The organism is Reyranella sp. CPCC 100927 (genome assembly GCF_007859315.1).
Classification (GTDB): Bacteria; Pseudomonadota; Alphaproteobacteria; order Reyranellales; family Reyranellaceae; genus Vineibacter.
In genome coordinates, this window is record NZ_VOHA01000036.1 from 1 (window position 1) to 12,515 (window position 12,515).

Genomic DNA, 12,515 nt, shown 5'->3' on the forward strand with positions numbered 1-12,515 from the left:
GCGAGAAAACTGTCACCCATGTGCTGAGTACAATCTGTTACCCATGTGCTGCGGTCGCACTAAGGCCGGAGGGGGGCCCGACGAGATCTTTGTAATAAAGACCACGTCGGCTCCCCTCCGCCCACCGACGTTTCGACGCCAAGCGTCGAAACGTCGTTGCGGGGCACCTCCCCACTGCGTGGGGAGGACAATCTAAAGGACCACCATGACAACACCACGCAACGCGTTCGACCCCGAGGATATTCTTGCCGGCATCCTGCGCTGGGTCCGCGTCGAAAGCCCGACCTACGATCGGGCTGCCGTGAACCGCATGATGGACGTGGCCGCCGCCGACATGCGTGACCTGGGCGCCGCGATCGAACGCATCCCCGGCATCGACGGCTACGGCGACTGCCTGCGCGCCACGGTCGGCGGCGCGCGCGACGGCCCGGGCGTCCTGGTGCTGGGCCACTTGGACACGGTGCATCCCGTCGGCACCATCGACGGCAGGCTGCCGGTGCGGCGCGACGGCGATCGCGTCTATGGCCCCGGCATCTTCGACATGAAGGGCGGCATGTACCTGGCCGTGCATGCGCTGAAGGAAACCTTGCGCCAGCGCGGCAAGCCCACCCTGCCGGTCACCTTCCTGTTCATCGCCGACGAGGAGGTCGGCAGTCCCACCACGCGGGCCATGATCGAGGCCGAGGCGCGGCGCCATCGCTACGTGCTGGTGCCCGAGCCGTCGCGCGGCGGCACCGCGGTGACCGGGCGCCACGCCTTTCAGCGCTTCTGGGTCACCGTTCACGGCCGGCCGGCGCATGCCGGCGCCACCCTGCGCCAGGGATCGAGCGCCATCAGCGCCATGGCACGCCTGATCCAGACGATCGAGGCGATGAGCGACTTCGAGCGCGGCGAGACCTATGCCGTGGGCGTGGTGCAGGGCGGCCAGTGGGTGAACGTGGTGCCGATCGAGTGCCGGGCCCAGGTGCTCTGCGTGTCGCCCACGGAAGACAGCGTCGAGCGGGTCCATCGCAACATGCTGGCGCTCGCCGGCGAGTCGGACGGCGTGCGGGTCGCCGTCGAACCCGGCCCGGTGCGGCCGTTGTTTCGCGCCCATGACGGCACCTTGGCGCTCTACGACCAGGCGCGTCGCCTGGCGGCCGATATCGGCTTCGACCTGCGGCACGGCCAGTTCGGCGGCGGCAGCGACGGCAACTTCACCGGCGCGCTCGGCATCGCCACGCTCGACGGTTTGGGCGTCGACGGCGGCGGCGCCCACACGCACGAGGAACACCTGCTGGTCCCCTCGCTGGCCCCGCACACGCGCCTGCTGGCCAGCCTGTTCGAAACCCTGGGCAATTAGTTCTCTATCCCGCTGTGCGGGAGAGGGAGGGGCCATTGCGCATCGGGATCAAGGACGAGATTTCCCTGGGAGCGCGGGCAGCCTGCCCTGAGCTTGCCGAAGGGTCCCGCCCGCTCATGTCAGGCGAAAGCAAAGCTTTCGCTTTGATGCGGGCGGACGCCCGCGCTCCCGGAAAGTCAGAACCTGTAGGTGAGGTTGCCCTTGAAAGCGTGGTCGTGGGCGCCTGAGGCGAGGATGCCTGAGTAGGCGGCACCGACGGTGAAGGCCTTGCCGACCTTGAGATCGAAGCCGGCCTCGACGACGACGGCGTTGCGCGCGATCGGCACGCCCTCGACGCCGAACGACGCGCCGCCGGCGAACGCCAGGCGCGCCGCTGGTGTCACATCGCCGAAGGCATGGCGCCAGCCCAAGGTGCCGCGCAAGGTGAGCGTCTTGTTGTCGCCGTTCCATACCTGAGCCGCGGCGCGAACGCCGAGTGTCGAGAACAGGTTGCTGTCGCTGCCGCCGCGGGCGCGCAGCGCTGCGATGCCGCCGCGCTCGCCGAAGCGGTTGGTGCTGAGATGGACCCACGCAAGGTTGGCGAACGGCTCCACCGCGACGTCCCCCAGCGCCAACGCATAGCCGACATCGCCGAAGACCTGCGTGGTGCGCGCCTTGTAGTCGGCACGGGCGGCGTCGGCGACACCGGGGAAGGCGATGCTGCGCGAGCTGTCGATGGAGTGCCACGTGTGCGACGCACCGAGGCGCAGGCCGATCGGCCCGAATTGGGCGCCGCCGTAGAGGGCGAGGTGATAGGAGTCGATGGTGGCGCGTGAAGAGCGGCCGTCGACGTCGATGGTCGAGCGGCTGTATCCGGTGGCGAGACCGACGGTCCAGGTCTCGGCGATCCTGGTGTCGGCGCCGATGAAGAAGCCGCCTGTCGTGCGCTTGGCGGAAGCGGCGTTGCCGTCGCCGGAGGTACGGGCGATGGCGCCGAAGCCCTGGAACCAGGCGGTGATGGCGGTGCCGTCCTGCGGCCGCTGGCTCTGGTCGGTGGCCTGGGCCAGGGCGGCGAACTGCGGCGCGGCCCCCGTCGAAGACATGCCGGACAGCCGCGTGCGTGTGACGACCGCATCGCGCAGGTAGTGGCTGTCCTCGATCAACGCGCTCCTGGTCGAAGCGTGGACCTCGCCGGAGATCGCGTTGAAGGCCTGCCGCGCCGATGCGGCATCGGTGAGGCTGGCGATGGCATCGTAGAGCGCATTGCCGGCACCGAGGCTCCCGGCGCCATTGGCGGCGGCGCACTGGTTGGCCGAACCGGCAAGACTGCAGAACGTGACGCCATTGCGCGTGACGAGCAGGAAGACGTTGTTGAGATCGTAGGCCAGCGTCAGGTCGATGAAAGGCAGGTTCTGGGTGAAGCCGGTGAAGGTGCCGGTGACGCCGGCATCGGCGGTGAGGATGGTGTAGCGCGTGCCGGGTGTGTAGCTGCCGGTGGCCTTGATCACCGACACTGTACCGCCGGTGATCGTCGCGGTGCCGGTGGCGTGCAGCAGGTCGCTGCCGCCAGCGGGTTCGATCTCGACCTCGTAGGTCGTGCCAGGTGCGAAGCTGACGTTGCCGGCGACGTTGAGCGTGCCGATGGAGTTGCCGGGCGCCACCGTGCCACCGGTGGCGACGATGCCGCCCACGGCGCCGGTGCCGGCCAGCGTGCCGGCGGTGACGCTGACGATGGAGCTGGCGATGGCGCCGTTCACCGTGAGGCGGCCGGCGGTCAGTGTCGTGGCGCCGCTGTAGGTACTGGTGCCGGTGAGCGTGAGCGTGCCGGTGCCGGCTTTCACCAGGCCGCCGGTGCCGCCGATGGCACCGGCAAAAATGGTGTCCGTGCTCGAGGCCATCGTCAGCATGTTGGCGCCCAGGGTCACGATCGATCCGCTGACGCCGCCCAGGTTCTGCACGGTCTGATCGGTGCCCAGCGCGAGTGTGGCGCCCGATGCGCTGAGCGTGACCGAACGGCTGGTCGCGATCGCGTCCGTGGTGGCCAGCAGCAGGGTACCGCCGGCGATGGTGGTGGCACCGGTGTAGGTGTTGGTGCCGCCCAGTGCCTGAAGGCCGGTGCCTGTTTTGACCAGGCCGCCGCTGCCGGTGATCACACCGCTGAAGATCGAGTTGGCGGTGTTCACGGTCAGCGTGTTGGCGCCCAGCACCACGGTGCCGCCGGCACTGCCGGAGAGTGACTGCACGGTCTGATCGCCGGCGGCGGTGATATCGAACGTGGCCCCTGCGAGAATGACCACCCCCCTGCTCAGGGCGATGGAGCCGCCAGGTCCCAGCGCCAGGGTGCCGCCGGAGACGTTGGTGACGCCGGTGTGGGTGTTGGCGCCAGTGAGCGTCTGCGTGGCGGCGCCGTCCTTGAACAGGACGCCGCCGCCGGAGAAGATTCCGGCGAAGGTGGTGTCGGTGGTGGACGTGATGATGAGGTTGCCGCCCAGCACGACGCTGGAGCCGGCGACGCCGGCAAGGTTACGCACGAACGAATTGCCGGCGGCGGCGATGTCGAGCGTGGCGCCGGATGCGCTGAGCGTCACGGCACTGCTGGCGGCGATGGAACCGCCGGTGCCGATGCGCAGGGTGCCGGCGCTGACGGTGGTGGCGCCGGTGTAGGTGTTGGCGCCGGTCAGCACCAGGGTGCCGCCGCCGATCTTGTTGAGGCCCGTGGCGGTGCCGTCGGCGATGATCGAGCCGATGGTGGCGGTGATGCTGCTGTCGACCGTGATGGTGCCCGCCGTGCCGCTGGCGGGCGCCAGCGTCAGGTTGCTGCCGCTCACCACATAGCCGTTGGTCGAGAACTGCAGGGTGTCGAACGCCTGCGGTCCGCCGACGGTGACGGCGCCGCCGGCGGCGCCGGCGAAGACGGCGACCGAACCGGCCCAGGTGCTGTTGATGCCGGCCTGGCCGGGCTGGCCGGTCCAGTTGGTACCGGCGCCGTTCCAGGTGCCGGCGCCGCCGTCGACATTGCCGTTGCCGGTGCTGTCGCCGCCGTCCCAGAACTGCAGCTGCTGGCCGGCGCCGATGACGGCGAGGTTGACCTGGTTGGGAATGCTCGTCTGCAGCTGCTGGTTCACGACCGTGAAGCCGCCGGTGCCGGTCACCGTGGTGCTGGCGAAGGAACCCGACAGCGTGCCGCCGTAGTTGAACAGGCGATAGTAGCCGCCGGCGGCGGCCTGCGCCTGCAGGGCGCCGCCCAGGGTGAGGTTGTTGGTGACGATGACGAGGTCGTTGCTGGCGCCGCCGACGATACCCGGTGCGTTGAGCTCGAAGACCGACGTCGAGCCGCCGTTGAGCGTCAGCGTGCCGACGGTGAGCGTGCCGGGGCTGGCGCCGGCCGACAGCGTGCCGTTGACGGTGACCCCGCCGGCGATGGTGCCGCCGCCGCTCAGCGTGCCGCTTTCGCCGACCGTGACCGCGCCGCCCAAGGCGCCGTCGACCCGCAATGTGCCGCTGGCGACCGTCGTTGAACCTGCGAATGCGCTGCTGTCGGCGGTCAGCACGGTGGTGCCGGTGCCGATCTGGCGCAGCGCGCCGTTGCCGCTGATGGCGCCGTCGAACGTGTAGAGGCCCGAGCGATAGATCGCGAGCGTGCCGTTGTTGACGATGCCGCCGGTGATCGCGCCCGTGGCGCCGCCGTTGCCCAGCTGCAGGGCGCCGCGGTTGAAGATCTGGGTGCCGCCGCTGTAGGTGTTGTCGGCGGTGAGGACCGTGGTGCCGGCGGCCTGGATCAAGTCCCCAGCGCCGGAGATCACGCCGTCCAGGACCAGCCCGCCGGCCCGGTTGATGAAGAGTCTGCCATTGTTGATCACATTGCCGGTGATCGCGCCCGTCGCGCCGCCGCTGCCCAGCTGCAGGACACCGGCGCTGATGGTGGTGCCGCCGGTATAGGTGTTGTTGGCGGTGAGGATCGTGGTGCCGGGGCCGGCCTGGTGCAGCGCACCGCTGCCGAAGATCACGCCGTCCAGGACCACGCCGTTCCGGTTGATGGCGAGCACGCCATTGTTGATTACATTGCCGGTGATCGAGCCCGTGGCGCCGCCGTTGCCCAGCTGCAAGGTGCCGGCGCTGATGGTGGTGCCGCCGCTGTAGGTGTTGGCGCCGGTGAGCGTGAGCGTGCCGGTGCCTGATTTGATCAGGTCGCCGCCGGCACCGCTGATGACACCGGCGAAGGTGGTGTTCGTGCTCGACACGACCGTCAGCGCGTTGCTGCCCAGCGTCACGCTCGACCCGGCGACGCCACCGAGGTTCCGCACCGTCGTGTCGCTGCCCGCCGCGAGCGTGGCGCCTGACGCGCTCAGCGTGACCGAACTGCTGGTCGCGATCGCGTCCGTGGCGGCCAGCAGCAGGGTGCCGCCGGTGATGGTGGTGGCGCCGGTGTAGGTGTTGGTGCCGGTCAGTCCCTGAAGGCCGGCGCCTGATTTGACCAGGCCGCCGGTGCCGGTGATCGTGCCGGAGAAGTTCGCGCTGTCGGCGCCTGTGGTGAGCGTGTTGGCGCCCAGGGCGACGGTGGCGCCGGCTTCACCACCCAGAACGCGGAGCGTCTGGTCGCCGCCGCCGGCGATGTCGAGCGTGGCGCCGGCGTTGAGGGCGACGAACGCGCTCGGGGCAATGGAGCCGCCGGATCCCAGCGCCAGGGTGCCGCTGGTGATGAAGGTCGCGCCGGTATAGGTACTGGCGCCGGTCAGGGTCAGCCTGCCGGCGCCGGTCTTGCGCAGTTCGGCGCTGCCGGAGATCGTACCGGCGAAGGCCGTGTCGGTGGTGGAGGCCACGGTGAGGTTGCTGCCCAGCACGACGCTGGTGCCGGCGACGCCGGCGAGGTTCCGTACGGTCTGATCATTGCCCGGTGCGATGTCGAGCGTGGCGCCCGATGCGCTGAGCGTCACGGCACTGCTGGCGGCGATGGTGCCGCCGACGCCGATGCGCAGCGTGCCGCCGCTGATGACGGTGGCGCCGGTATAGGTGTTGGCGCCGGTCAGCACCAGGGTGCCGGCGCCCAGCTTGGCGAGGCCACCGGTGCCCGACAGCACCTGGCCCGCCGTGAAACTGTTGGCCGGATCGGCGATGTCGAAGCCGCCGCCGCCGGGGCCCCAGGTGATCGTGCGCGGGGTCGACGTGAAGCCGGTGCCGGTGACCCGCAGCGTGCCGCCGTCGAACGAGAGACCGCCGGCGGCATCTCCCAGGGCGGTGTCGGCGAGCACGGCAAGGGTGCCGCCGTTCAGGACCGTGCCGCCGGTATAGGTGTTGGCCGCCAGCAGCGTGGTCGTGCCGCTGAAGACGCGCACGGTGGCGCCGCCGTTGATCTGCGGCACGAAGATGTAGGCGGCGCTCGTGTGATTGAAGTTGATCTCGCTGCCGGGGCTGCCGCCAGAGATGCCCGTGATGTTGAGGGTGCCGGGCGCGACCGCCGCGTCGCCGGGCGCGGCGCCGATGTTGATGAAGCCCCTGGGCGTACCGCCGCTGGGGCCGATTTCGATAGAGCCGGCGCCGGCGTTGACCGTCACCGTGCCACCGTTGGCCACGGTCAGCCTGCCGGTGGCGCTGAGGCCTGCGCCAAGGAACAAATTCTGTCCCACCACAAGGCTCGATCCCGTGCCGCTGACCGTCGCGCTGCCGTCGGCGTCCTGGTCGAAGCCGAGGAGGAGCCGCCCGGTGAACGTTACCGTACCGCCATTGAGGACATTGATCGTGCCGTTACCATTGCCCCGGCTGACGTCTGCGTCCGACGATGTGAACTGCGATCCTGGTCCGGTCACGGTCAGCGTTCCCGTCGACCCGCCGGTGGCGATTGAAAGTCGACCACCAACCGAGACAACCCCCCCATTGCTGATCGTGAGAGAACCGGTTCCGGGTTGGCCGATACCCAAGTTGCCGAAGAGGATATCCGTGATCGTCCACCGCGAGCCGGCGCCGTCCACGACGGCGGCGCCGACAGTGCCAAAGCTGTCTCCAATTGTGGCGTTCCTCGAGGTCAACGTGCCGCCGTTGCGAATGGTGAGCATGCTCGTGCTGGCACTGCTCACGTTCACACCGGAGGCGGCTGCCGCGATCGCGTCGATGATCGCGCTGCCACCGTTGTCCACCCGGACGAAACTGCCCGCTGTCGGTACCGCCCCGGTGCTCCAGTTCGCAGGGTCCTGCCAGGCCCCTTCACCCGGATTGACCCAGTTGACGACTTGGGCGGCGGCGGGAAGAGGCAGGGCGAGGGTGCTCAGCAGCGCCCATTTGAAAATGTGATGCTCGAAACGACGCGACCCGCAATGATTCACCAGCAGCCCCATGACGCGACACTCATCATTGAACGTCCAAATTAATTGGATCGACCTTACACATTTGGCGGTGGTGTGAATGCAGGTGCAGACAAGAGAATGAACCGGAATCGGAGTGAATCATTCCGCAAATGGCGGACAAGCACACCGGCTGTTCAGCACCTGCACAGCGCCGGCTTGTCTGGGCAGGGCGCCGCTGTCAGAACGTCGGCGATGTCAAAGGAAATCAGCAAATTTCTCAGCTACGTCTTGCGGCATGCGCCCGAGACGATCGATCTGCGTCTTGACGCCAACGGCTGGGCCGATGTCGGCGCGCTCCTGGCCAAGGCCAAGAAGGCCGGCCGGCGCATCGATCTCGAAACGCTGCGCGCGGTCGTGGCGGAGAACGACAAGCAGCGGTTCACGTTGTCCGCGGACGGCCGCCGTATTCGTGCCGCGCAAGGCCACTCGATCGTGGTCGATCTCGGGCTGGCGCCGGCCGAGCCACCGGCCCTGCTGTACCACGGCACGGCGACTCGAAACCTCGATGCGATCTTTGCCGAAGGATTGCAGCCCGGCCGGCGGCAAAAGGTGCATCTGTCCATCGACGGCGAAATGGCCGCCAAGGTCGGCCAGCGTCACGGCAAGCCGACAGTCCTCAAGGTGGATGCCGGCCGCATGCACGCCGACGGCCTGCACTTCTGGCGTGCGGACAACGGCGTATGGCTCACCGATCACGTGCCGGCCAGGTACCTCTCGTTTTGACGGTTCTCGAGTGCCGGTTTTGGGCGGGCGGAACATGTGCTGTACGGCAAGCGTGAGCTTGGCCGTACGATGCGGGCGCTCGTAGCCCTGATTGGTAACGAGCCCCGGCCATGGGGCCACCGGTCATCCCCGATGTCCACCGAACGATCCACGGAAGCCTGGCAACTTCTTGGCTTGCATCACCGTTCTGCGCTCCCGGTGGCCGCGAAAAAACCTGAGCGTGGCCCTGATGGCATGCGGCGCGCTGGGGCCTCGTGCCGCCATAAGGTCGGCTTCACGCCTATCGGAACTCGGTCAAGCTGACGACGTAATACTTTTCTCGATAAGATCAGCAGGGTAATGGACCTGCGTCGCGGGACGACAGGGACGAGCGTTCCAGAAAGGCTGCCATGTCGGACTCCGGCTCCTCACGCGACCACACGACCGAGGACGCCGCGCGCGACAATCTTGACGAGGCGAGCCTGAGCCGGCGGGATCGCCAGTTCGAACTGCTGGTCAGTGGCGTTACCGACTATGCGCTCTACATGATCGATCCGAACGGGATCGTCGCGACATGGAATGCCGGTGCCCAGCGCATCAAGGGCTACGATGCCAACGAGGTCATCGGGCAGCATTTCTCGCGGTTCTACTCGGATGGTGACCGCGCCGCCGGCCTGCCCGGGAAGGCCCTGGCTGTCGCGCGCGCGAGTGGGCGCTATGAGGCGGAAGGCTGGCGCGTACGCAAGGACGGCGCGTTCTTCTGGGCCAGTGTCATCATTGACGCGATATACGATGGCGATGCCTTTGTGGGCTTCGCCAAGATCACGCGCGACATCACCGAGCGGCACGAGGCGCAGCAGGCGATGGAACGCGTGCAACGCCAACTGGCGCAGTCCCAGAAGATGGATGCCATCGGTCAGCTTACTGGCGGCGTCGCCCACGATTTCAACAACCTGCTGATGGCGCTAGGCGGTCATGCCGCAACGCTGAAACGGCTCGTGGGCAGTGATCCCAAGGGACGCCGTGCGGTCGAGGCGATCGAGCTTGCAACCAAGCGGGGTGCGTCGCTCACGCGCCAGCTGCTGTCGTTCGCGCGGCGCCAGCGGGTCAATCCGACGGCGATCGAGATCCCTGACCTGTTCGATTCATTGTCCGACGTGCTCGCCAGCGGCATCGGCCGCAATATCACACTGCGCGTCACCGTCCCACCGGGGACATGGCCGGTGAAGGTCGATCCCGGCGAGCTCGAGACGGCACTGGTCAACATCATCATCAATGCCCGCGACGCCATGCCTGACGGTGGTGTCATTGACGTGGTGGCCCGGAACGTGGCGGTTCCACCCGACCGCCCGCTGAAATCGCTGCCCGAGGGGACGGACCTGTTGGGCAGTTTCGTGGCGCTTGCGATCGCCGATACCGGTACGGGCGTGCCGGAAGATGTCCTGCCGCGGATCTTCGAGCCCTTCTTCTCGACCAAGCCCGTCGGCAAGGGCACCGGCCTGGGCCTCGCCCAGGTGCATGGTTTCTGCCACCAGGCAGGCGGCACGGTGACGATCGAGAGCACGCTCGGCGCGGGCACCACGGTAACGCTCTATCTGCCGCGGGCACAGATGGTGGCCGAGGGGGATGCCGATACCCCGCGTGGTGCCGCCCGCCGCGTGGGGACGGTCCTGCTGGTCGAGGACAACCCCGAGGTGGCGACGGCAACGGCCGGCCTGCTGGAGCAGCTCGGCTATGATGTGCGCGCGGTCGCCAATGCCGAGGACGCGCTGCTGGTGCTCGACACGTCTGCTGCCATCGACCTTGTCCTCAGCGACATCGTCATGCCCGGCAAGTATGACGGATTGGCGCTGGCGCGGACCGTGCGCAAGAGTCGCCCGGGCGTGCCAGTCGTCCTGATGACGGGCTACAGCGAAGCCACGCTGGCGGCGGCCGACCAGTTCGCCGTGCTGCAGAAGCCCTTCGACATGGGAAGCCTGAGCCGCGCCATCGAGGACCAGCGGAAGCGCTCTGGCGCCGGTGTGTTTGGGACATCACCGTCGTCCTGAGCGAAGCGAAGGACCTTGCGGTGGATCATTTAAAAGAATGGCGACGCTGGCGATCACCAGCGTCGCAAGTGCTGATATCGATACCGCAAGGTCCTTCGCTGCGCTCAGGACGACGTCGGCGTGAAGCGCTCCAGCGCTATCGTCAGCGCCGGTATCGCGGACGGCGACTGCACTGTGTGGTTCAACACGGCACGCGTTCCTGGACGACATCCCGGATGCGCTCAAGGGTCTCCCGAACAGGATATAGATCGTAGCCCATCCATCCGAAGCGTTCATCGACCTTGGATATCAAGGTTTTCCAGGCGGAGAGCGCAACCTCGACCTGCTCCGCCATCGATTGCCGTGAATCGACGTCCGCCATTGCCGCGCCATACAGGGAATCAAGGCCGCTCAGGCTGGTCGCCCCCTCCATGGCTCGCCAGTCATTGAGTGATACCCACCGGCCGCCATTCAGGCGGAACAACGGCAACAGATACAGCGGCTGAACAATCGTGCCGGGAAGCGTGGCCAGACCGGGCCGCTTGATCATCGTTTCAAGTGCCTTATAGCGATGGGAGTCCCATCCGTTGGGGTCGTTCTCGCTCTCTGCGGGGAAGCCGTTGTGCCAGTATTGGTCCAGCAGTTCGCAGATCAACATGGCGCCCGAGGCAAGACCGGTGAGTCCGTCGAGACGAACCAGCGCCTCCGTCAGCCAGGCGGCGATCTCGAAATCCTTCGTTTGTTCGGCCAGGCACGTCACGCACAGCCGCTTCACCTCGCGCCAATCGTCGATCGCGGTATCGCTGGCCAGGATGCCATCGTGCTCGGCTTGCCGCTCGGCGGCGCGCGCTGACCCGCGGACGAAACGAAGCTGCCGGTACGGCGAGCTTTCATCGTCATCAAGGCGCATGTCGACGCCGGCGCCATCACCCTTGCCAAGGGGACGCAGCAGTGCGGCGACATCGATCGATTCCGGTCGGTCCTTCATGGCGACGCAGGCTACGCTCGTGATGGCTGCCCGCGCATCACCCGATCAGGTGATGCCGCGTATCGCGACCTCGATGAGCAGTCGCGGACAAATCCCGGCCAGCATCGGGAGCTGCGCGCGGGTGCTCCGACCGCTCATATCGGCACCGAACCGCGCTGGCGTTACCGCCGCCGCAGTGTTTGCGACGGGCGTTCGCCGAACAGCGCGCGGTAGCCCGCAGCGAAGCGGCCCATGTGCTCGAAGCCCCAGCGCGCCGCAACGATGGTGAGGTGGTCATCAGGACCGGCGAGCAACTCGCGGCGCACCTGTTCGTAGCGCGCCTTGCGCACATAGGCGAGCGGCGCCAAGCCGGTCGCTAACCGGAAATGGGCGTAAAGCGTACGGCCCGGCACGGCGGCGGCCGCCGCGAGCTGTTCGGCCGTGATCGGCCGGTGCAGGTTGGCGTGAATATAGTCGAGGGCGCGCCGCACGCTGCGTGGCGATATCGCGGTGCGCCGGTGCAGCAGGGCGCTGTAGTTGTGCGGCTGGCCGCAGACCAGCCCTGTCAGCACGAGCTGCTCGAATTGCGTCGCCGCCAGTGGATTGGCCAGCAGGGCGTTGCTGTCATCGAGTTCCTCGACAGCGAGCATCACCCAGCGCCGCAGGCTGCGCCCGGCGCCACTGGCAAGGTTCAGCACCGGATCGAACCGAACCTTCTCGACGATGGCTTCGCCCATCATGGCGTTGAGATGCCGGATGAGCGCGTCGCCGGCGAAGTACATCATCAGGCGTTGCGAGTCGGCGGCCGAGCGGATCACCTGGTCGCAGAGCGGCGAGCCGACGACTCCTTGCATATCGGCGCAGAGGACCTCGGTCCGGCCCATCACCGAGACCGACCGGCCCGCCAGGGGGAACTGGACCCGGTAGTCGGTGCGCGCCGGATTCGTCGTGGCGATCGCTTCGGTGCCGTAGCGCACATAGCAAAGGTGGATGCTGGGCAGGTCGACCGCATTGACCCGCATGCCGCCCTCACCGTCACGGTGGTGCGGCAGGGTGAGGTTGAAGCCCTTGCGGGCCAACAGGTCTGCGGCACCGGCTGCGTCGCTGCAGTACAGCTCCGGATGACGGTGCAGGGGACTACGGTCGACGGGTGCTTGCAT

6 protein-coding genes are annotated in these 12,515 nt (G+C 67.8%); 3 read left to right on the forward strand and 3 right to left on the reverse strand.

The genetic code is table 11. The features are described from left to right. The first annotated feature begins 205 nt into the window (after nt 1–205). Nucleotides 206–1,342 carry a M20/M25/M40 family metallo-hydrolase gene (locus tag FQU96_RS40020; RefSeq protein WP_146547036.1) on the forward strand — a complete coding sequence of 379 codons (1,137 nt, stop codon included), beginning with the start codon at nt 206–208 and terminating at the stop codon, nt 1,340–1,342. A 176-nt stretch (nt 1,343–1,518) separates the two neighbouring features. Here the strand turns inward: FQU96_RS40020 and FQU96_RS40025 are convergent, their stop codons facing one another. Then, entirely contained in the window at nt 1,519–7,650 is a 6,132-nt protein-coding gene (locus FQU96_RS40025) for an autotransporter-associated beta strand repeat-containing protein (RefSeq protein ID WP_146547037.1), read from the reverse strand. 201 nt (nt 7,651–7,851) lie between these two features. On the opposite strand from FQU96_RS40025, the gene FQU96_RS40030 reads away from it, so the two are divergent. Both FQU96_RS40030 and FQU96_RS40035 read left to right on the forward strand, forming a co-directional pair. Further along, complete coding sequence (locus FQU96_RS40030; protein ID WP_146547038.1) at nt 7,852–8,382, forward strand: RNA 2'-phosphotransferase; 531 nt, start codon at nt 7,852–7,854, stop codon at nt 8,380–8,382. 389 nt (nt 8,383–8,771) lie between these two features. Further along, nucleotides 8,772–10,409 (forward strand): PAS domain-containing sensor histidine kinase, encoded by a 1,638-nt coding sequence (locus FQU96_RS40035; RefSeq protein ID WP_146547039.1) that lies wholly within the window; start codon nt 8,772–8,774, stop codon nt 10,407–10,409. 181 nt (nt 10,410–10,590) lie between these two features. On the opposite strand, the gene FQU96_RS40040 is transcribed toward FQU96_RS40035, so the two are convergent. Both FQU96_RS40040 and FQU96_RS40045 read right to left on the reverse strand, forming a co-directional pair. Beyond that, on the reverse strand, nt 10,591–11,376 hold the full coding sequence (locus tag FQU96_RS40040) for an ImpA family type VI secretion system protein (RefSeq protein ID WP_146547040.1): 786 nt from the start codon (nt 11,374–11,376) through the stop codon (nt 10,591–10,593). 161 nt (nt 11,377–11,537) lie between these two features. Beyond that, nucleotides 11,538–12,515 (reverse strand): helix-turn-helix domain-containing protein, encoded by a 978-nt coding sequence (locus tag FQU96_RS40045; protein ID WP_178131117.1) that lies wholly within the window; start codon nt 12,513–12,515, stop codon nt 11,538–11,540.